Annotated in this window: 18 protein-coding genes; 13 read left to right on the forward strand and 5 right to left on the reverse strand. The window is 53.1% G+C overall.

The features are described from left to right. The 12 genes from murD (at nucleotide 1) to mutT (ending at nucleotide 14516) form a co-directional block, all read left to right on the forward strand. Nucleotides 1-1317, forward strand: coding sequence for a UDP-N-acetylmuramoyl-L-alanine--D-glutamate ligase (gene murD / locus RYZ59_RS09505; protein ID WP_318047514.1), 1317 nt, complete (start codon nucleotides 1-3; stop codon nucleotides 1315-1317). Further along, complete coding sequence (ftsW, locus tag RYZ59_RS09510; RefSeq protein WP_137383722.1) at nucleotides 1317-2561, forward strand: cell division protein FtsW; 1245 nt, start codon at nucleotides 1317-1319, stop codon at nucleotides 2559-2561. The genes murD and ftsW overlap by 1 nt, the downstream gene beginning before the upstream one ends. Then, nucleotides 2558-3625, forward strand: a complete 1068-nt coding sequence (murG, locus tag RYZ59_RS09515) for an undecaprenyldiphospho-muramoylpentapeptide beta-N-acetylglucosaminyltransferase (protein ID WP_318047512.1) — start codon at nucleotides 2558-2560, stop codon at nucleotides 3623-3625. The genes ftsW and murG overlap by 4 nt, the downstream gene beginning before the upstream one ends. A gap of 51 nt (nucleotides 3626-3676) precedes the next feature. After that, entirely contained in the window at nucleotides 3677-5152 is a 1476-nt protein-coding gene (gene murC, locus RYZ59_RS09520) for a UDP-N-acetylmuramate--L-alanine ligase (RefSeq protein ID WP_202039499.1), read from the forward strand. Then, a complete protein-coding gene (locus tag RYZ59_RS09525; protein ID WP_137383719.1) occupies nucleotides 5145-6065 on the forward strand; it encodes a D-alanine--D-alanine ligase in 921 nt (306 codons plus the stop codon). The genes murC and RYZ59_RS09525 overlap by 8 nt, the downstream gene beginning before the upstream one ends. A gap of 1 nt (nucleotide 6066) precedes the next feature. Continuing rightward, nucleotides 6067-6900 carry a cell division protein FtsQ gene (gene ftsQ / locus RYZ59_RS09530; RefSeq protein WP_318047508.1) on the forward strand — a complete coding sequence of 278 codons (834 nt, stop codon included), beginning with the start codon at nucleotides 6067-6069 and terminating at the stop codon, nucleotides 6898-6900. Continuing rightward, entirely contained in the window at nucleotides 6897-8159 is a 1263-nt protein-coding gene (gene ftsA, locus RYZ59_RS09535; protein ID WP_003018755.1) for a cell division protein FtsA, read from the forward strand. Before ftsQ ends, ftsA begins: the two co-directional genes overlap by 4 nt. 185 nt (nucleotides 8160-8344) lie before the next feature. Continuing rightward, nucleotides 8345-9496, forward strand: a complete 1152-nt coding sequence (ftsZ, locus tag RYZ59_RS09540; protein WP_003018753.1) for a cell division protein FtsZ — start codon at nucleotides 8345-8347, stop codon at nucleotides 9494-9496. A 100-nt stretch (nucleotides 9497-9596) separates the two neighbouring features. Then, the gene (gene lpxC / locus RYZ59_RS09545; protein WP_048212691.1) at nucleotides 9597-10514 is read left to right on the forward strand and encodes a UDP-3-O-acyl-N-acetylglucosamine deacetylase; all 918 of its coding nucleotides are present in this window, start codon (nucleotides 9597-9599) and stop codon (nucleotides 10512-10514) included. 283 nt (nucleotides 10515-10797) lie between these two features. Continuing rightward, a complete protein-coding gene (gene secM / locus RYZ59_RS09550) occupies nucleotides 10798-11304 on the forward strand; it encodes a secA translation cis-regulator SecM (protein WP_318047506.1) in 507 nt (168 codons plus the stop codon). A 60-nt stretch (nucleotides 11305-11364) separates the two neighbouring features. After that, the gene (secA, locus tag RYZ59_RS09555) at nucleotides 11365-14070 is read left to right on the forward strand and encodes a preprotein translocase subunit SecA (RefSeq protein WP_137383717.1); all 2706 of its coding nucleotides are present in this window, start codon (nucleotides 11365-11367) and stop codon (nucleotides 14068-14070) included. A gap of 56 nt (nucleotides 14071-14126) precedes the next feature. Continuing rightward, nucleotides 14127-14516, forward strand: a complete 390-nt coding sequence (gene mutT / locus RYZ59_RS09560; RefSeq protein ID WP_318047503.1) for an 8-oxo-dGTP diphosphatase MutT — start codon at nucleotides 14127-14129, stop codon at nucleotides 14514-14516. Between the two features lie 26 nt (nucleotides 14517-14542). On the opposite strand, the gene yacG is transcribed toward mutT, so the two are convergent. The 3 genes from yacG to coaE are packed head-to-tail and all read right to left on the reverse strand — an operon-like array spanning nucleotide 14543 to nucleotide 16110. Then, the gene (gene yacG, locus RYZ59_RS09565; protein ID WP_005124648.1) at nucleotides 14543-14737 is read right to left on the reverse strand and encodes a DNA gyrase inhibitor YacG; all 195 of its coding nucleotides are present in this window, start codon (nucleotides 14735-14737) and stop codon (nucleotides 14543-14545) included. A gap of 9 nt (nucleotides 14738-14746) precedes the next feature. Continuing rightward, nucleotides 14747-15490, reverse strand: a complete 744-nt coding sequence (zapD, locus tag RYZ59_RS09570) for a cell division protein ZapD (protein WP_318047500.1) — start codon at nucleotides 15488-15490, stop codon at nucleotides 14747-14749. Further along, nucleotides 15490-16110, reverse strand: coding sequence for a dephospho-CoA kinase (coaE, locus tag RYZ59_RS09575; RefSeq protein WP_202039492.1), 621 nt, complete (start codon nucleotides 16108-16110; stop codon nucleotides 15490-15492). The genes zapD and coaE overlap by 1 nt, the downstream gene beginning before the upstream one ends. A gap of 225 nt (nucleotides 16111-16335) precedes the next feature. Here coaE and RYZ59_RS09580 point away from each other — a divergent pair, with 225 nt between their 5' ends. After that, entirely contained in the window at nucleotides 16336-17379 is a 1044-nt protein-coding gene (locus tag RYZ59_RS09580; protein ID WP_040229985.1) for a GMP reductase, read from the forward strand. A gap of 107 nt (nucleotides 17380-17486) precedes the next feature. Here RYZ59_RS09580 and hofC read toward each other — a convergent pair whose 3' ends face one another. Further along, the gene (gene hofC / locus RYZ59_RS09585) at nucleotides 17487-18689 is read right to left on the reverse strand and encodes a protein transport protein HofC (protein ID WP_318047497.1); all 1203 of its coding nucleotides are present in this window, start codon (nucleotides 18687-18689) and stop codon (nucleotides 17487-17489) included. Beyond that, the gene (gspE, locus tag RYZ59_RS09590; RefSeq protein ID WP_318047495.1) at nucleotides 18679-20064 is read right to left on the reverse strand and encodes a type II secretion system protein GspE; all 1386 of its coding nucleotides are present in this window, start codon (nucleotides 20062-20064) and stop codon (nucleotides 18679-18681) included. The genes hofC and gspE overlap by 11 nt, the downstream gene beginning before the upstream one ends. Between the last annotated feature and the right edge of the window lies 1 nt (nucleotide 20065).

Genomic DNA, 20065 nt, shown 5'->3' on the forward strand with positions numbered 1-20065 from the left:
ATGGCTGATTACCAGGGTAAAAAAGTCGTCATTATCGGTCTGGGTTTGACCGGGTTGTCCTGCGTGGATTTCTTCCTGGCACGCGGCGTCACGCCGCGCGTCATGGATACTCGCGCGATGCCGCCGGGCCTGGATAAATTACCGGAAGCGGTTGAGCATCATGTTGGCAGTCTGAATGATGACTGGCTGTTGGCCGCCGATCTCATCGTCGCCAGCCCCGGTATTGCCCTGGCGCACCCTTCGCTGAGCGCTGCCGCAAATGCGGGAATTGAGATTGTCGGCGATATCGAACTGTTCTGCCGCGAAGCACAGGCGCCCATCGTCGCGATCACCGGTTCAAACGGTAAAAGCACCGTCACGACGCTGGTTGGTGAAATGGCGAAAGCGGCCGGAGTAAACGTCGGTGTTGGCGGTAATATCGGTCTGCCTGCTCTGATGCTGCTGGACGCTGAGCGCGAATTGTATGTTCTGGAGCTGTCCAGCTTCCAACTGGAGACAACCTCCAGCTTACGGGCTGTTGCGGCAACCATTTTGAACGTCACTGAAGATCATATGGACCGTTATCCGTTTGGACTGCAGCAGTACCGTGCAGCCAAACTGCGCGTTTACGAGAATGCGAAAGTGTGCGTAGTCAATGCGGATGATGCGCTGACCATGCCGGTTCGTGGTGCCGATGAGCGTTGCGTGAGCTTTGGTGTCAACATGGGGGACTATCACCTTAATCGTCAGCAGGGCGAAACCTGGCTGCGGGTGAAGGGTGAAAAAGTTCTGAATGTGAAAGAGATGACGCTTACCGGCCAGCATAACTATACCAACGCTCTGGCAGCGCTGGCGCTGGCGGATGCTGCGGGTCTGCCGCGGGCATCGAGCCTGAAAGCGCTGACTACCTTTACCGGTCTGGCGCATCGTTTCCAGTTGGTACTGAATCATAACGGCGTGCGTTGGATCAACGATTCAAAAGCCACCAACGTCGGTAGCACCGAAGCGGCGCTGAATGGCCTGCACGTTGATGGCACTCTGCACCTGCTGTTGGGTGGCGATGGGAAATCAGCTGATTTTTCCCCGCTAAGTCGTTATCTGAACGGCGATCGCATCCGACTGTACTGCTTTGGTCGTGATGGCGCGCAGCTTGCCGCGTTGCGACCGGAAGTGGCGGAACAAACGGAAACCATGGAGCAGGCGATGCGCCTGCTCGCGCCGCGTGTGAAGTCGGGTGATATGGTGCTGCTGTCGCCGGCTTGCGCCAGCCTCGACCAGTTTAAAAACTTTGAGCAACGTGGCGATGTCTTTACCCATCTGGCGAAGGAGTTGGGTTGATGCGATTATCTCTCCCTCGTCTGAAACTGCCGCGCGTACCGGGACTCGGAATCCTGGCGTGGATCTTTGCGGCACTTAAAGGCTGGGTGATGGCTTCGCGTGATAAAGACGCGGACAGCCTGATCATGTATGACCGCATGCTGCTGTGGCTGACTTTTGGTCTGGCAGCGATCGGTTTTGTGATGGTGACATCGGCGTCAATGCCCGTTGGGCAACGTCTGGCGGGCGATCCGTTCCTGTTCGCCAAACGCGATGCGCTGTATATCTTCCTGGCGTTCTGTCTGGCGATGGTCACGCTGCGTCTGCCGATGGAGTTTTGGCAAAAGTACAGCACCACGATGCTGATCGCTTCTATCATCATGCTGCTGATCGTTCTGGTGGTGGGGAGCTCCGTTAACGGGGCATCGCGCTGGATCGCGCTGGGTCCACTGCGTATTCAGCCTGCGGAATTCACCAAGCTGTCGCTGTTCTGTTATCTCGCCAACTACCTGGTGCGTAAGGTCGATGAAGTGCGTAATAACCTGCGCGGCTTCTTAAAACCGATGGGCGTGATCCTGGTGCTGGCGGTCTTACTGCTGGCGCAGCCTGACCTCGGTACGGTTGTGGTACTGTTTGTCACGACGCTGGCGATGCTGTTTCTCGCTGGTGCGAAACTGTGGCAGTTCATCGCCATCATCGGGATGGGGATTTCCGCAGTCGTGCTGCTGATCCTCGCCGAACCGTATCGTATTCGCCGTGTAACCTCGTTCTGGAACCCCTGGGAAGATCCGTTTGGCAGCGGCTATCAGCTGACACAGTCGCTGATGGCTTTTGGTCGCGGTGAGGTTTGGGGGCAAGGCTTAGGTAATTCAGTGCAAAAACTGGAGTATTTACCGGAAGCGCACACCGACTTTATCTTCGCCATTATTGGGGAGGAGCTGGGTTATATCGGTGTGGTACTCGCTCTTTTAATGGTATTCTTCGTCGCTTTTCGCGCGATGTCGATCGGTCGTAAGGCGCTGGAAATTGACCACCGTTTTTCAGGTTTCTTAGCCTGCTCCATCGGGATTTGGTTTAGCTTCCAGGCGCTGGTAAACGTCGGCGCGGCGGCGGGCATGCTGCCAACCAAAGGTCTGACGTTACCGCTGATCAGCTATGGTGGTTCCAGTTTGTTGATCATGTCGACAGCCATCATGTTTTTGTTACGTATTGATTATGAAACGCGTCTGGAAAAAGCCCAGGCGTTTACACGAGGTGCACGATGAGTGGTCAACCGAAGCGGTTAATGGTGATGGCAGGCGGTACCGGTGGACATGTTTTCCCGGGACTGGCGGTTGCTCACCATTTAATGGCCCAGGGCTGGCAGGTTCGTTGGCTGGGCACCGCCGATCGTATGGAAGCGGACTTAGTGCCGAAGCATGGCATTGATATTGATTTTATTCGCATCTCCGGTTTGCGCGGAAAGGGCCTCAACGCGTTGCTGGCGGCACCTGTCCGTATTTTTAATGCCTGGCGTCAGGCCCGCGCCATCATGAAGCAGTTTAAGCCCGATGTGGTGCTGGGCATGGGCGGCTATGTGTCTGGCCCTGGCGGCCTGGCGGCCTGGTCGTTAGGTATTCCGGTCGTGCTGCATGAGCAGAACGGTATCGCCGGGTTAACGAACAAATGGCTGGCGAAGATCGCGACGACGGTGATGCAGGCCTTCCCTGGCGCTTTCCCGAATGCGGAAGTGGTGGGGAATCCAGTGCGTACTGATGTCCTTGCACTGCCGTTACCTGAAGAACGTCTGGCTGGGCGCGAAGGTCCGGTGCGCGTGCTGGTTGTTGGTGGTTCGCAGGGCGCGCGCGTGCTGAACCAGACGTTGCCGCAGGTCGCTGCAAAACTTGGCGACGCAGTGACTATCTGGCATCAGAGCGGTAAAGGCGCGCAGCAAACCGTGGAACAGGCTTATGCAGATGCGGGGCAACTACAGCATAAGGTCACTGAATTTATTGATGATATGGCAGCAGCTTACGCGTGGGCGGATGTTGTGGTCTGTCGTTCAGGCGCACTGACGGTGAGCGAGATTGCTGCCGCAGGTTTACCCGCGCTGTTCGTGCCGTTTCAACATAAAGACAGACAACAGTACTGGAATGCGTTGCCGCTGGAGAAAGCGGGCGCAGCGAAAATTCTTGAGCAGCCGCAGTTTACTGTGGATGCCGTCGTTAGCACCCTGTCCGGGTGGTCACGAGAAACTTTATTAACCATGGCAGAGCGTGCTCGCGCCGCATCCATACCGGATGCCACCGAGCGGGTTGCAACTGAAGTGAGCCGGGCTGCCCGGGTGTAATTGTGGTGATGCCTTTTGCATCGCATGAACTGAGAAGTTAATGGCTAAAGAATGAATACACAACAACTGGCAAAACTGCGTTCCATCGTGCCCGAAATGCGTCGCGTTCGGCACATCCACTTTGTCGGCATCGGTGGTGCCGGTATGGGCGGTATTGCCGAAGTTTTGGCCAATGAAGGTTATCAGATCAGCGGTTCTGACTTAGCGCCGAATCCGGTTACGCAGCAACTGACGAATCTGGGTGCCACGATTTTTTTCAACCATCGCCCGGAAAACGTACGTGATGCGAGCGTGGTGGTGGTGTCCAGCGCTATTTCCGCGGATAACCCAGAAATTGTAGCGGCCCACGAAGCGCGTATCCCGGTGATCCGCCGTGCGGAGATGCTGGCAGAGTTGATGCGTTTTCGTCACGGTATCGCCATTGCCGGGACCCACGGTAAAACCACGACCACGGCGATGGTCTCCAGTATTTATGCAGAAGCGGGCCTCGATCCGACTTTTGTGAACGGCGGTCTGGTGAAGGCGGCGGGCGTGCATGCACGTCTGGGTCACAGCCGTTATTTGATTGCGGAAGCTGATGAGAGCGATGCGTCGTTCCTGCATTTGCAGCCGATGGTGGCGATTGTCACCAATATCGAAGCTGACCATATGGATACCTACCATGGCGACTTCGAAAATTTAAAGCAGACGTTTATTAATTTTCTGCATAACTTGCCGTTTTATGGTCGTGCGGTGATGTGCGTTGACGATCCGGTGATCCGCGAGCTGTTACCGCGCGTCGGGCGTCAGACCACCACCTATGGTTTCAGCGATGATGCTGACGTTCGCGTAGAAGATTATCAACAGATTGGCCCACAGGGTCACTTCACGCTGCTGCGTCAGGGGATGGCCGATTTGCGTGTGACGTTGAACGCGCCTGGCCGTCACAATGCCTTGAACGCGGCGGCTGCCGTGGCAGTGGCAACGGAAGAGGGTATTGAAGACGATGCAATTCTGCGCGCGCTGGAAAGTTTCCAGGGTACCGGACGCCGCTTTGACTTCCTCGGTGAATTCCCGCTTGAGCCAGTCAACGGTAAAGCCGGAACGGCGATGCTGGTTGATGACTATGGCCATCACCCAACGGAAGTCGATGCCACGATCAAAGCCGCACGCGCAGGTTGGCCGGACAAAAATTTGGTGATGCTGTTCCAGCCGCACCGCTTCACGCGTACACGCGATTTGTACGACGACTTTGCCAACGTGCTGACACAGGTTGATACGCTGCTGATGTTGGACGTGTATGCCGCAGGTGAAGCTGCGATCCCGGGGGCCGATAGCCGTTCGCTGTGCCGTACGATTCGTGGTCGCGGTAAGATCGATCCTATTCTGGTGTCCGATCCGGCCCAGGTAGCGGAAATGCTGGCACCGGTATTAACCGGCAACGATCTGATTTTGGTGCAAGGCGCTGGAAATATCGGCAAAATCGCGCGTTCCTTAGCTGAAATCAAACTGAAGCCGCAAAACCCGGAGGAAGAACAACATGGCTGATAAAATCGCGGTCCTGTTAGGGGGCACCTCCGCAGAACGAGAAGTGTCGCTGAATTCTGGCGCGGCTGTGCTCGCCGGGCTGCGTGAGGGCGGCGTGGATGCCCATCCGGTTGACCCGAAAGAGGTCGACGTTACGCTTCTGAAATCAATGGGTTTTCAGAAGGTGTTTATTGCTCTGCACGGTCGCGGCGGTGAAGATGGTACGCTGCAGGGCATGCTGGAGCAGATCGGCCTGCCGTACACCGGCAGCGGTGTTATGGCATCGGCTATCTCAATGGACAAGCTGCGCAGCAAGCTGCTGTGGCAGGGGGCAGGATTGCCCGTTGCGCCATGGGTGGCATTGACCCGTGCTGAGTTTGAAAAAGGACTTAGCAATGAAGTGGTTACGAAAATTTCTGCGTTAGGCTTGCCGTTGATTGTGAAGCCAAGCCGTGAAGGCTCCAGCGTAGGGATGTCAAAAGTTGAAGAAGAAAATGCTTTGCAAACTGCATTAGCATTGGCTTTTCAGCATGATGAAGAAGTACTGATTGAAAAATGGCTCAGTGGGCCAGAATTCACAGTTGCGATACTCGGCGAAGAAATTTTACCGTCAATACGTATCCAACCCGCGGGAACCTTCTATGATTATGAGGCGAAGTATCTGTCTGATGAGACACAATATTTCTGTCCTGCAGGTCTGGAAGTTGACCAGGAGGCCGAATTACAGGCGTTAGTCCTGAATGCGTGGAACGCATTGGGCTGTAAAGGTTGGGGGCGTATTGACGTCATGCTGGACAGCGATGGCCAGTTTTATCTGCTGGAAGCGAATACCTCTCCGGGTATGACCAGCCACAGCCTGGTGCCGATGGCGGCGCGTCAGGCGGGCCTGAGCTTCTCGCAGTTGGTGGTTCGAATTCTGGCGTTGGCGGACTGATATGTCGCAGGCTGCGCTGAACACGCGAAACGGTGATGAAGAAGAGGTAGCCTCCTCACGCCGCAATAATGGAACGCGTCTTGCAGGAATTTTGTTTCTGCTGACAGTGCTGTGCACCGTGTTTGTGAGCGGCTGGGTCGTGTTGGGATGGATGGAAGATGCGCAGCGTTTGCCATTGTCGAAGCTGGTATTGACCGGTGAGCGACACTACACGCGCAATGACGATATTCGTCAGTCCATTCTGGCGCTTGGCGCACCGGGAACCTTTATGACCCAGGATGTAAACATCATCCAAAGTCAGATTGAACGCCTCCCCTGGATTAAGCAGGCGAGCGTCAGAAAGCAGTGGCCTGATGAATTGAAGATTCATCTGGTTGAATATGTGCCGATAGCGCGTTGGAATGACCAACATATGGTGGATGCCGATGGAACTACCTTCAGCATACCAACCGGTCGGGCTAACAAGCAGGTATTACCTATGTTGTATGGCCCGGAAGGCAGCGCGAGTGAAGTGTTGCAAGGGTTCCGCGATATGGGGCAGGTGCTGGCTAAGGATAGATTCACCCTGAAGGAAGCGGCGATGACCGCTCGTCGTTCCTGGCAGTTAACGCTTAATAACGATATTAAGCTCAATCTGGGCAGGGGCGATACGATAAAACGTTTGGCTCGCTTTGTGGAACTCTACCCGGTTTTACAGCAGCAGGCGCAAACCGATGGCAAACGGATTAGCTACGTTGATTTGCGTTATGACTCAGGAGCAGCAGTAGGCTGGGTTCCCTTGCCTCCTGAGGAATCTAATCAGCAACAGAATCAGGCACAGGCAGAACAACAATGATCAAGGCGACGGACAGAAAACTGGTAGTTGGACTGGAGATTGGCACCGCGAAGGTAGCCGCTTTAGTAGGGGAAGTTCTGCCCGACGGTATGGTCAATATCATTGGCGTGGGCAGTTGCCCATCGCGAGGTATGGATAAAGGCGGGGTGAATGACCTTGAGTCAGTGGTGAAATGCGTACAGCGCGCCATTGACCAGGCTGAACTGATGGCAGATTGCCAGATTTCCTCAGTGTATCTGGCGCTTTCAGGTAAACATATTAGCTGTCAGAATGAAATTGGTATGGTGCCCATTTCCGAAGAGGAAGTGACCCAGGAAGATGTGGAAAATGTTGTGCATACGGCAAAATCCGTACGTGTGCGCGATGAGCATCGTGTACTGCACGTTATTCCACAGGAATACGCCATTGACTACCAGGAAGGCATTAAAAATCCGGTCGGTCTTTCCGGCGTGCGTATGCAGGCAAAAGTACATCTGATTACCTGCCACAACGACATGGCGAAGAATATCGTCAAAGCCGTTGAACGCTGTGGCCTGAAAGTTGACCAACTGATATTTGCCGGGTTGGCAGCCAGTTATTCCGTGCTAACGGAAGACGAACGTGAGCTGGGTGTCTGCGTGGTCGATATTGGTGGTGGTACAATGGACATCGCCGTTTATACTGGCGGGGCGTTGCGCCACACCAAAGTAATCCCTTATGCAGGGAATGTGGTCACCAGCGACATCGCGTATGCCTTTGGTACGCCGCCGAGCGATGCGGAAGCCATTAAAGTTCGTCATGGTTGTGCGCTGGGTTCTATTGTTGGTAAAGATGAGAGCGTTGAAGTGCCAAGCGTCGGTGGTCGTCCGCCACGCAGTCTGCAACGTCAGACTCTGGCTGAGGTCATTGAGCCGCGTTATACCGAGCTGCTTAACCTGGTCAACGAAGAAATTTTGCAATTACAGGAACAACTTCGCCAGCAGGGTGTGAAACATCATCTGGCGGCGGGGATTGTGTTAACCGGTGGTGCTGCGCAAATTGAAGGTCTTGCGGCCTGCGCTCAGCGCGTGTTCCATACGCAGGTGCGTATTGGTGCGCCGCTCAATATTACCGGTCTGACAGATTATGCCCAGGAGCCGTATTATTCAACGGCAGTGGGGTTGCTTCATTACGGGAAAGAATCCCATTTAAGTGGTGAAGCTGAAGTTGAAAAACGTGTAACGGCATCCGTTGGCTCGTGGATTAAACGACTCAATAGTTGGCTGCGAAAAGAGTTTTAATTTTTATGAGGCCGGCAATAATTACGGCCTCAGGCGACAGGCACATACACAACGTCATTCAAGTTGCATCGCGACGGCAACTGAGCGAATCTCCTGGAGCATAGTTTACTATGTGATGGGAGTGAGTGAAGGCAGCCAACAAAGAGGCGGCTTGAAGGATAAAGTGTAAAACGGAGAGAGAAACTATGTTTGAACCTATGGAACTGACCAATGACGCGGTGATTAAAGTCATCGGCGTCGGCGGCGGCGGCGGTAATGCCGTTGAACACATGGTGCGTGAGCGCATCGAAGGTGTTGAATTCTTCGCGGTGAATACCGACGCTCAGGCGTTGCGTAAAACGGCGGTTGGACAGACCATTCAGATTGGTAGCGGCATCACCAAGGGTCTGGGCGCGGGTGCAAACCCGGAAGTCGGTCGCAATGCGGCAGACGAAGACCGTGAAGCTCTGCGTGCAGCGCTTGACGGCGCAGACATGGTGTTTATCGCAGCAGGCATGGGCGGCGGTACCGGGACCGGTGCAGCGCCAGTGGTTGCTGAAGTGGCAAAAGATTTAGGTATTCTGACCGTTGCTGTCGTGACTAAGCCTTTCAATTTTGAAGGCAAAAAGCGTATGGCATTTGCGGAGCAGGGTATCACCGAGTTGTCCAAACATGTGGACTCTCTGATCACTATTCCGAACGACAAACTGCTGAAAGTGCTGGGTCGTGGTATCTCTCTGCTGGATGCATTTGGCGCTGCGAACGACGTACTGAAAGGTGCAGTCCAGGGTATCGCTGAACTGATCACCCGTCCGGGCCTGATGAACGTCGACTTTGCCGACGTGCGCACCGTAATGTCCGAAATGGGCTATGCGATGATGGGTTCTGGCGTGGCAAGTGGTGAAGACCGTGCGGAAGAAGCTGCTGAAATGGCTATCTCTTCTCCTCTGCTGGAAGATATCGATCTGTCTGGTGCGCGTGGCGTGCTGGTTAACATTACCGCGGGCTTCGACCTGCGTCTGGATGAGTTCGAAACCGTAGGTAACACGATCCGTGCATTTGCATCGGATAACGCGACTGTGGTTATCGGTACTTCTCTGGACCCGGATATGAACGACGAGCTGCGCGTTACCGTTGTTGCCACTGGAATTGGTATGGACAAGCGTCCTGAAATCACTCTGGTGACCAACAAGCAGGTCCAGCAGCCGGTAATGGATCGTTACCAGCAGCACGGTATGGCGCCGTTGACGCAAGAGCAGAAGCCGGTAGCGAAGGTGGTTAACGACAATACGCCGCAAACCACTAAAGAACCGGATTATCTGGATATCCCTGCATTCCTGCGTAAGCAAGCTGATTAAGAATTAGCTGGAATTTGGGAATTGTGGCTCTTTGTGCTAAACTGGCCCACCGAATGTATAGTACACTTCGGTTGGATAGGTAATTTGGCGAGATTATACGATGATCAAACAAAGGACTCTTAAACGTATCGTTCAGGCGACTGGCGTCGGTTTGCATACCGGCAAAAAAGTCACCCTGACATTACGCCCTGCGCCGGCCAACACCGGGGTCATCTATCGTCGCACCGACTTGAATCCTCCGGTAGATTTCCCGGCCGATGCCAAATCTGTGCGTGATACCATGCTCTGTACGTGTCTGGTCAACGAGCATGATGTGCGGATTTCAACCGTTGAGCACCTTAATGCTGCTCTGGCGGGCTTAGGTATCGATAACATCGTTATTGAGGTTAATGCCCCGGAAATCCCGATCATGGATGGTAGTGCTGCTCCGTTCGTCTACCTGCTGCTTGACGCAGGTATTGAAGAACTGAACAGTGCGAAGAAATTTGTCCGCATCAAAGAGACCGTTCGTGTCGAAGATGGCGACAAGTGGGCTGAGTTTAAGCCGTATAATGGTTTTACGTTGGATTTCACCATCGACTTTAACCATCCGGCGATCGACTCCAGCACCCAGCGCTATGCAATGAACTTCTCTGCTGATGCGTTCATGCGCCAGATCAGCCGTGCGCGTACTTTCGGCTTCATGCGTGATATCGAATATCTGCAGTCCCGCGGCCTGTGCCTGGGCGGCAGCTTCGATTGTGCCATCGTTGTTGACGATTATCGCGTACTGAACGAAGACGGCCTGCGTTTTGAAGATGAATTCGTTCGTCACAAAATGCTCGACGCGATCGGTGACTTGTTCATGTGTGGTCACAACATTATTGGTGCATTTACCGCGTATAAATCCGGTCATGCATTGAATAACAAACTGTTGCAGGCGGTCCTGGCAAAACAGGAAGCCTGGGAATATGTGACCTTCCAGGACGATGCAGAACTGCCGCTGGCGTTCAAAGCGCCTTCGACTGTACTGGCATAACGACACAAACTGTCGTATAAATTCGACTGGTAAATCTGGCACTCTCTCCGGCCAGGTGAGCCAGTCGTTTTTTTTATCCTCCGATAGCTCACCGTCTTTTCCGATGCGACTTTTTCCCCGCTGTCAGATTAAAATACAGCGCGATCGCTGCTTTCTTAAGCATATTTAACCGCGACTTGCTGTCATTACTGCTGTGGAGTGCTCGCTTTAATGATAAGATTTGTGCGCAAAAATCGTTTTGAATTTAAAACCCCAAATGCAGGGTAGATCAGGTGGCACTAACGTGAGTGGAATACTGACGCGCTGGCGACAGTTAGGCAGACGGTACTTCTGGCCGCATCTCTTATTAGGGATGGTCGCGGCAAGCTTTGGCCTGCCCGCGATCGGTAATGCTGCTGAACCGAATACCCCCGCGAAGGCGACCACCAGCAATCACGATCAAGCCGCTAAAGTTAACTTTAACCAGCTTGCTTTGCTGGAAGCCACTAACCGTCGCCCGAATTTTACCGTTGATTATTGGCATCAACATGCCATTCGTACGGTTATACGCCATCTTTCCTTTGCAATGGCTCCTCAGGCACTGCCCGTTGCCGAAGAGCCGTTGCCGATCCAGGCGCATCATCTTGCTTTACTGAATACGCTCAGCGCGATGCTGACGCAGGAAGGCAGACCGCCGGCGACAGTAAGTCGCGTGACATATGCCCATTTCACTTCTCAGGCCGCGTTTAGTGTTCCTGTCTGGATCAGCCAGCAGCAGGGGATCCGCGCTGGCCCTCAACGCCTCAGCTAAAAAAGAACCTTCCAACTTATAATTTTTGACTCCGCACCGCGGGGCGTTTGAGATTTTATTATGCTAATCAAATTATTAACGAAAGTATTCGGTAGCCGTAACGAGCGTACGCTGCGTCGTATGCGCAAAGTGGTCAACGTCATTAACGCGATGGAACCGGAGATGGAAAAACTCTCCGATGACGAGCTGAAAGCGAAGACTGCGGAGTTCCGCGCGCGTCTGGAAAAAGGCGCCAGCGTTGAAAGCCTGATCCCGGAAGCATTCGCGGTTGTCCGTGAAGCCAGTAAGCGTGTGTTCGGTATGCGTCACTTTGACGTGCAGTTGCTGGGCGGTATGGTCCTCAACGATCGCTGTATCGCAGAAATGCGTACCGGTGAAGGTAAAACACTGACCGCAACGTTGCCGGCCTACCTGAACGCATTAAGCGGGAAAGGTGTACACGTGGTTACCGTGAACGACTATCTGGCTCAGCGTGACGCCGAAAATAACCGCCCACTGTTTGAGTTCCTCGGTATGACCGTAGGTATCAACATGTCAGGTCTGCCGGCACCGGCCAAGCGTGAAGCTTACAATGCTGACATCACTTACGGTACCAACAACGAATACGGCTTTGACTACCTCCGCGACAACATGGCGTTTAGCCCGGAAGAGCGCGTTCAGCGTAAACTGCACTATGCGTTGGTGGATGAGGTCGACTCCATCCTGATCGATGAAGCACGTACTCCGCTGATCATTTCCGGCCCGGCTGAAGATAGCTCGGAAATGTACAAGAAAGTGAACAAAATCATTCCAAACCTGATCCGTCAGGAGAAGGAAGATTCTGACACGTTCCAGGGCGAAGGCCACTTCTCTGTCGATGAGAAATCGCGCCAGGTTAACCTTACTGAACGTGGTCTGGTTCTGATTGAAGAACTGCTGGTGAAAGAAGGCATTATGGATGAAGGCGAGTCGTTGTACTCTCCGGGCAACATCATGCTGATGCATCACGTGACTGCTGCACTGCGCGCACATGTGCTGTTCACCCGCGATGTCGACTACATTGTGAAAGATGGCGAAGTTATCATCGTCGACGAACACACCGGACGTACCATGCAGGGGCGTCGCTGGTCCGACGGTCTGCACCAGGCTGTTGAAGCCAAAGAAGGCGTAGAAATCCAGAACGAAAACCAGACGCTGGCTTCTATCACCTTCCAGAACTACTTCCGCTTGTACGAAAAACTGGCCGGTATGACCGGTACAGCAGATACCGAAGCGTTCGAATTCAGCTCTATCTACAAACTGGATACCGTAGTGGTGCCGACCAACCGTCCGATGATCCGTAAGGATTTGCCGGATCTGGTGTACATGACCGAAGCGGAAAAAATTCAGGCCATTATCGAAGATATTAAAGAGCGTACCGCGAATGGTCAGCCGGTGCTGGTGGGGACTATCTCCATTGAGAAATCGGAAGTGGTCTCTAACGAACTGACCAAAGCCGGTATCAAGCATAACGTGCTGAACGCCAAGTTCCACGCTAACGAAGCGGCAATCGTCGCACAGGCGGGCTATCCGTCAGCCGTGACCATTGCCACTAACATGGCGGGTCGTGGTACGGATATCGTGCTGGGCGGTAGCTGGCAGGCAGAAGTCGCCGAGCTGGAAAATCCGACAGAAGAACAAATCGCCCAGATTAAAGCTGACTGGCAGGTGCGTCACGACGCGGTGTTGGCCTCCGGTGGTTTGCACATCATTGGTACCGAACGTCATGAATCTCGCCGTATCGATAACCAGCTACGCGGCCGTTCCGGTCGTCAGGGGGATGCGGGTTCTTCTCGTTTCTACCTGTCGATGGAAGATGCGCTGATGCGTATTTTTGCCTCCGACCGCGTGTCTGGCATGATGCGTAAACTGGGCATGAAGCCGGGCGAGGCGATTGAACACCCGTGGGTAACGAAAGCGATTGCTAACGCGCAGCGTAAAGTAGAAAGCCGCAACTTCGATATTCGTAAACAGCTGCTGGAATACGATGATGTTGCCAACGATCAGCGTCGTGCCATCTACAGCCAGCGTAACGAACTGCTGGATGTGTCCGACGTTAGCGAAACCATCAACAGCATTCGCGAAGATGTCTTCAAAGCCACCATTGATGCGTACATTCCGCCTCAGTCGCTGGAAGAAATGTGGGATATCCCGGGTCTGCAGGAACGTTTGAAAAACGATTTCGACCTCGAGATGCCGATTTCAGAGTGGCTGGATAAAGAGCCTGAGCTGCACGAAGAAACGCTGCGTGAACGTATCCTGGCAAACGCCATCGAAGTTTATCAGCGTAAAGAAGAAGTTGTGGGCGCGGAGATGATGCGTCACTTCGAAAAAGGCGTGATGCTGCAAACTCTCGATTCCCTGTGGAAAGAGCACCTTGCGGCGATGGACTATCTGCGCCAGGGGATCCACCTGCGTGGTTATGCGCAGAAAGATCCGAAGCAGGAATATAAACGCGAATCCTTCTCCATGTTTGCCTCTATGCTGGAGTCACTGAAATATGAAGTGATCAGCACCCTGAGCAAAGTTCAGGTGCGTATGCCTGAAGAAGTCGAAGCAATGGAGCAGCAGCGTCGCGAAGATGCGGAGCGTTTAGCGCAGATGCAGCAACTGAGCCACAAAGATGATGAGTCTGCTGTTGCAGAAGAGTTGGCTGCACAGACCGGCGATCGTAAAGTGGGACGTAACGATCCATGCCCTTGCGGTTCCGGTAAAAAATACAAACAGTGCCATGGCCGTCTGAGCTAAGAAAATACCTCACTGAAAAGGCGCAGAATTCTGCGCCTTTTTTATGGACGATAAATATGAAAGTACTGCAAATCGCGGTTGGAATTATTCGTAATAAGCATAACGAGATTTTTATCACTCAGCGTGCCGCCGATGCTCACATGGCAAACAAACTGGAATTTCCCGGCGGTAAAATTGAACCGGGTGAAACACCAGAGCAGGCGTTAAGTCGTGAGTTACAGGAGGAGGTGGGGATTACACCCGTTAATTGCTCACTGTTCGAAAAACTGGAGTACCAGTTCCCCGACAGACATATCACTTTATGGTTCTGGCTGGTTGAAAGCTGGGAAGGTGAACCGTGGGGGAAAGAGGGGCAACCCGCCCAGTGGATTGCGCAAGATGCGCTAAATACGGACGATTTCCCGCCCGCGAATGCGCCGGTCATTGAAAGGTTGATTGCTGGCTAATGGTGTAGCAGGCCGGATAAGCAGAATTACTTCTGCTCTTCGCTCCAGTCATCGCTTTCTGACAGATCGCCGGAGCTTGGGATTCGCTTCTCTTCCGCGGCCCATTCACCCAGGTCGATTAACTGACAACGTTTGCTGCAGAATGGACGAAACGGACTGACTTCTGCCCACACGACAGCTTTACCGCAGGTTGGGCAGTTTACGATAGTTTGTTCAGACATCTTAACTCCTTAACAGCACGCCAGATCGAAATCGAGGCGCTCAGGCACCTGACCGTTCTCGCTATCCAGCGGCATAAAGCGAATGGCAAAGCGGCTCTTATGGCCCGATATTTGCGGATAAAGCTGCGAAGCGAGCGGCAACTGTAAACGCAGCAGGTCTGCATCATCGCCGTTGTCCTGGTAAAAACCATTCAGGCTGGTTTGCTTACGAAACGGCGCAGAGTTGCGGATTAAATCCAACACCAGAGACAATGCCTGGTTGAGAGGATTCAGGCTGGCAAGCCAGGTCTCAACCTGCGTGTCACGCTGAGTCTGTGGCAGATGCAGCCAGATATGTAAAGTCGGCAAATCAAAACTGCAGCATCCGCCGGGAATACTTAAACGCTGACGAACAAGGCCAATCAGACGGTCTTCACGCAGGGTTTGTCCGATGCGCGGGGCTGAAATCAGAATGCTGCCCGCATTTTTTAACTGCTGACGTAAAGAGTCGATTCTGCTTTGATCGACGCCGGGAACTTCAACCCAGGCCTGAAGTTTTCGCTGCTGTCTTTCCAGCTCTTTGAGGAGTTCAGTACGGACTTCGCCACGTTCAAATACATCCAGTAAATCCCCCACATTGCGGAAAAAATGCAGTGCACCTGCGTGATCCACAATGGGCAAATTAACGGAGAGTTGCTGGATCAGAAACTCAATGCGCAGCCATGTACGCATCTTCTCATTGAGAGGGTGTTCAAAAAGGACCTGGGTGTGCATTACGGTTTTTCCTGTGAGACAAACTGCGACGCGAGTTGCAAATAGAGCGCGTGCAGGCGGGCGACATCCGAGACGATAGCATCCGGTGCGCCATTATTATCAATAACATCATCTGCCACGGCAAGGCGCGCTTCACGTGTTGCCTGGGCAGCCAAAATTTGTTCAACGTGTTCGCGCGTAACATCATCACGCTGCATGGTTCGCCTGAGTTGAGTCTCAGGGGTGACATCCACGACGAGTACGCGATCGGCTTTTTTATACAGCGCGTTTTCTACCAACAAGGGAACGACCCATAACAGATAAGGGGAGGTCGCTTGCTGAAACTGACGCTGTGTTTCCTGCTGAATAAGTGGGTGGAGCAAGGAATTTAGCCATTTTTTCTCATCAGGATCGGAAAAAATGCGTTCGCGTAAAATTCGCCGCTGTAACGAGCCATCCGCAGCAATAACGTCGGAACCAAAATGTTCTGCAATTGCCTGTAGAGCAGGCATACCGCGTTCGACCACCTGGCGTGCAATGATATCCGCATCAATCACGTTTATTCCGAGGTCAGCGAATGCATTTGCAACGGTACTTTTACCACTGCCAATGCCGCCGGTTAAGGCTACCGTATACCTCATAGATCCAGATCCTGGAGTTTTGGTTTGATTATCAAACAGTTAAAAATTAAGCATGCGAAGGCGAAGCTGATGCAGGATTAACCTACTAATCGCCAGGTAAATTTATGGGATTGTAGCGTAAAAAAAGAGAATTTCGCAGTCTTGCGCGGCATTGATTAGTGCGTATGATAGCGTCACTGGAGTTGTGAGTTTCGATTTTTCGCCATTAACCCCAGGAATCCGCACATGCGTATCGAAGAAGATCTGAAGTTAGGTTTCAAAGACGTTCTTATCCGCCCTAAGCGTTCTACTCTCAAAAGTCGTTCCGATGTTGAACTGGAACGTCAATTCACCTTTAAACATTCAGGTCAGACCTGGTCCGGCGTGCCGATTATCGCCGCGAACATGGACACCGTTGGGACGTTTGCCATGGCAACGGCGCTTGCCTCCTTCGACATCCTGACCGCTGTGCATAAACACTATTCTGTTGAAGACTGGGCTGCTTTCATTGCGGATTCCTCTGCCGATGTACTGAAACACGTGATGGTTTCAACCGGGACGTCGGACACTGATTTCGAAAAAACCAAACAGATTCTGGCACTGAATCCAGCGCTGAACTTCATCTGCATTGATGTGGCAAATGGCTATTCAGAGCACTTTGTTCAGTTTGTGTCGAAAGCACGCGCGGCCTGGCCGACAAAAACGATCTGTGCTGGCAACGTAGTCACCGGCGAGATGTGTGAAGAGCTGGTGCTTTCCGGTGCTGATATCGTCAAAGTGGGCATTGGCCCAGGTTCTGTATGTACCACCCGCGTAAAAACCGGCGTTGGCTATCCGCAGCTTTCTGCCGTCATTGAATGTGCTGATGCAGCGCACGGCCTGGGCGGCATGATTGTCAGCGACGGTGGCTGCACAATGCCGGGTGATGTGGCAAAAGCGTTTGGAGGTGGTGCGGACTTCGTGATGCTCGGCGGCATGCTGGCTGGTCATGAAGAAAGCGGCGGTAAAATCGTTGAAGAGAACGGTGAGAAATTCATGCTGTTCTACGGTATGAGCTCTGAGTCTGCTATGACGCGCCATGTTGGTGGTGTTGCTCAGTATCGTGCCGCTGAAGGTAAAACCGTTAAGCTGCCGCTGCGTGGCCCGGTTGATAATACCGCTCGTGATATCCTTGGCGGCCTGCGTTCAGCCTGTACTTATGTCGGTGCATCCCGCCTGAAAGAGCTGACCAAACGGACAACCTTTATTCGCGTACAGGAACAAGAAAACCGCGTTTTCAATAGCCTGTAAGAACAGGTTGTACTGTTAAACGCCTGATGGCGCGCAGCTTATCAGGCCTACGCTCATGCTCGGTGTAGGCCTGATCAGGCGTGTATGCAGCCATCCGACATTTGAACTTATCCCACACCACTCATTGCATCTCCCAGATGAAATATCGGTAAATACATTGCCACAACCAGCGTACCGATAATCAACCCCGTAATGACAAGCAAGGCTGGCTCAAGTAATGCCGCTAAATTTTCGGCCTGAGACAGCGTGTATTCGCTGTGATGTCGGGCGAGATTTTGCAGCATCGCATCCAGAGAGCCGGAAGCTTCACCGGTTCTCACCAGTTGCAAGCACAGTGGACTAAATTCACCGCTATTCTTAAGTGCCAGCCATACCGGCTTCCCGGCGCTGATATCGTGATGCACCTGTGCCAAACGTTGGGACCAATAAGGGCAGTTAAGGGTTTCAGTGACACTTTCCAGACCTTGCAGAAAGGGAATGCCCGCGTTTTGTGTTAATGCCAGTACGGTGAAGATCTGTGTAAGTTTTTGCCCTCTGACCATCGGCCCGATGATGGGGAAGTGCAGCAGTATTTTCTGGCGCAGAATAATCCAGTAGGGTTTCTGCTTTACCAACCCGTATGTTGTTCCCAGCCCCAGGCAGAGCAACCCTGCCAGCCATCCCCATCGACTGCTGTAGTGTGCCGCGGCCATAATCCACTGAGTGAGCGCCGGTAGCGGGGTGTTGAACGTGCGATAGATGGCGGCAAATTCAGGTAACACAAAATGCAGCATCGCCAGCACAACCATTATCGCCATGGCAAGAATGATAATGGGATAGCGTAGGGCTTTTTTAACTTTATCCGCCAGTTGCTGTTGGTTTTTTTGCTGACGAGCAAGTTCAAAGCAGCAGTCGTCCAGTTTGCCCGTTAGCTCTCCGGTGCGGATCATTGCCTGGTACAGCGGGGGAAATACGTGTTGCCACCGCGAAAGCGAGGCTGACAGCGCAATGCCTTGTTCCATATCGTAAGCCAGCGTGCGCAGTAATGCCTGCCACTGGTTGCTGGGATGCTGTTCAGCGAGCAGAGTTAACCCAGCGGAAAGCGTCAATCCCGCTTTAAGCAATGTTGCCAACTGGCGTATGGCTTCGGCACTGTTTGCTCTGCTCCAGTGTGAGGTTTTAACGCGAATCCGATTAATGCGAATCGGTGTAATCTGCTGCTGTTCGAGCACAAACAGGAGCGATGGTCGGGTATCAGCCCATAGCATCCCTGCTACAGGCTGACCTTCGTGGGTTATTCCTTGCCAGCGCCAGAGGTGTTTAGTTGGCATGGGGCGTGCCCAGTACGCGGATCAGTTCTTCAAATGTCGTTAACCCTTGTTCCACAGCCTGACAGCCATCTTCGAAAAGCGTACTCATGCCCGCTTGCTGAGCATCTGATTCCACAACGTCTGCGGATGAGCCATCGGCAATACGTTGCCGCAACGCTGGCGTAATGGGCAATACTTCAAACAGAGCGGTTCGACCATAAAACCCGTGATAGCAGTGTTGGCAACCGGGTGCCTGCCAATGCGGTAGTGGCGTTGGCCAAAGTGTTGCCGGGAGTGTTATGGGCGTATCAAGTCGTCGCCGACAATGTGGGCATAATTTTCTGACTAATCGCTGCGCAACAATTAACGTCAGCGCGGAGGCAATCATCCAGCGTGCCACCCCCATTTGCTGCAGGCGTATCAGTGTTTCACTGGTGGAATTGGTATGCAGTGTCGAAAGAACCAAATGACCGGTTTGTGCGGCTTTGAGGGCAATCTCAGCTGTTTCGCCGTCGCGGATTTCGCCCACCATAATGATGTCGGGATCCTGGCGCAGTAGTGCACGTAATACACCCTGAAAATTAAGCCCGGCGCGAGGATGAATTTGTGTCTGATTGAGCCCTTCAATGGGGATCTCGACCGGATCTTCTACGCTACAGAGATTCACATCGGGGGTGTTTCGGGTTTGTAGCGCACTGTACAGGGTAACCGTTTTGCCGCTCCCGGTCGGCCCGGTGACCAGAATCAATCCCTGCGGTTGCTGTAATGCTTGTGAAAACGCAGCCAGCTGTGCCTCATGCATGCCCAGTGCGTTGACCTCCAGCGTTTGATTAACCTGATGAAGCAGGCGTAGCACTACTTTTTCACCCCATCGGCAAGGCAGTGTGGCGATGCGAAACGAAATGGGGTCACCTGAAATCTCCACGGTAAATTGCCCATCTTGCGGGAGTCGGTGCTCGGCAATATCCAGACTGCCTAACACCTTTAATCTTGCAGTGAGAGCAATGCCCATCTCTGTGGTGACTTCCGGTAATGTGTGTAGTACGCCATCCACACGTATCCTGATCCGGTAGTGATTCTCCGCAGGTTCAATATGAATATCAGAAGCCCGTTGTGCCAATGCGGATTGAAAAGCATGGTTCAGCAACTCTGCGGCAGTTGCGCTGCTTTCTGTGATGATGGCCGGGAGCATTTTACGCGGCGCGTGTGTGTGGCCCTCCATTTGCTGACGCGTCCAGCACACAATATCGATACGCCTGGTCGTTGCAAAATGCAGTGCATCCAGCAGTTCGTGGGAAGGGGCATCCACAACGGCGATATGCACCACGTCATTGTCTGCATCCAGCAATATTCCCTGATAACGTTGGCAAAGTGCCGTCAGTTGTGTGGTATTCATC

The organism is Citrobacter sp. HN-141, from assembly GCF_033341895.1.
GTDB lineage: Bacteria > Pseudomonadota > Gammaproteobacteria > Enterobacterales > Enterobacteriaceae > Citrobacter.

What these genes read in the sequence shown, in the direction of transcription:
- coaE (WP_202039492.1), bottom strand. Translation starts at nt 16,110, where the DNA reads ATGAGGTATACGGTAGCCTTAACCGGCGGCATTGGCAGTGGTAAAAGT.
- ftsZ (WP_003018753.1), top strand. Translation starts at nt 8,345, where the DNA reads ATGTTTGAACCTATGGAACTGACCAATGACGCGGTGATTAAAGTCATC.
- gspE (WP_318047495.1), bottom strand. Translation starts at nt 20,064, where the DNA reads ATGAATACCACACAACTGACGGCACTTTGCCAACGTTATCAGGGAATA.
- zapD (WP_318047500.1), bottom strand. Translation starts at nt 15,490, where the DNA reads ATGCACACCCAGGTCCTTTTTGAACACCCTCTCAATGAGAAGATGCGT.
- hofC (WP_318047497.1), bottom strand. Translation starts at nt 18,689, where the DNA reads ATGCCAACTAAACACCTCTGGCGCTGGCAAGGAATAACCCACGAAGGT.
- ftsW (WP_137383722.1), top strand. Translation starts at nt 1,317, where the DNA reads ATGCGATTATCTCTCCCTCGTCTGAAACTGCCGCGCGTACCGGGACTC.
- RYZ59_RS09580 (WP_040229985.1), top strand. Translation starts at nt 16,336, where the DNA reads ATGCGTATCGAAGAAGATCTGAAGTTAGGTTTCAAAGACGTTCTTATC.
- murC (WP_202039499.1), top strand. Translation starts at nt 3,677, where the DNA reads ATGAATACACAACAACTGGCAAAACTGCGTTCCATCGTGCCCGAAATG.
- murD (WP_318047514.1), top strand. Translation starts at nt 1, where the DNA reads ATGGCTGATTACCAGGGTAAAAAAGTCGTCATTATCGGTCTGGGTTTG.
- ftsQ (WP_318047508.1), top strand. Translation starts at nt 6,067, where the DNA reads ATGTCGCAGGCTGCGCTGAACACGCGAAACGGTGATGAAGAAGAGGTA.
- lpxC (WP_048212691.1), top strand. Translation starts at nt 9,597, where the DNA reads ATGATCAAACAAAGGACTCTTAAACGTATCGTTCAGGCGACTGGCGTC.
- yacG (WP_005124648.1), bottom strand. Translation starts at nt 14,737, where the DNA reads ATGTCTGAACAAACTATCGTAAACTGCCCAACCTGCGGTAAAGCTGTC.
- mutT (WP_318047503.1), top strand. Translation starts at nt 14,127, where the DNA reads ATGAAAGTACTGCAAATCGCGGTTGGAATTATTCGTAATAAGCATAAC.
- secA (WP_137383717.1), top strand. Translation starts at nt 11,365, where the DNA reads ATGCTAATCAAATTATTAACGAAAGTATTCGGTAGCCGTAACGAGCGT.
- murG (WP_318047512.1), top strand. Translation starts at nt 2,558, where the DNA reads ATGAGTGGTCAACCGAAGCGGTTAATGGTGATGGCAGGCGGTACCGGT.
- RYZ59_RS09525 (WP_137383719.1), top strand. Translation starts at nt 5,145, where the DNA reads ATGGCTGATAAAATCGCGGTCCTGTTAGGGGGCACCTCCGCAGAACGA.
- ftsA (WP_003018755.1), top strand. Translation starts at nt 6,897, where the DNA reads ATGATCAAGGCGACGGACAGAAAACTGGTAGTTGGACTGGAGATTGGC.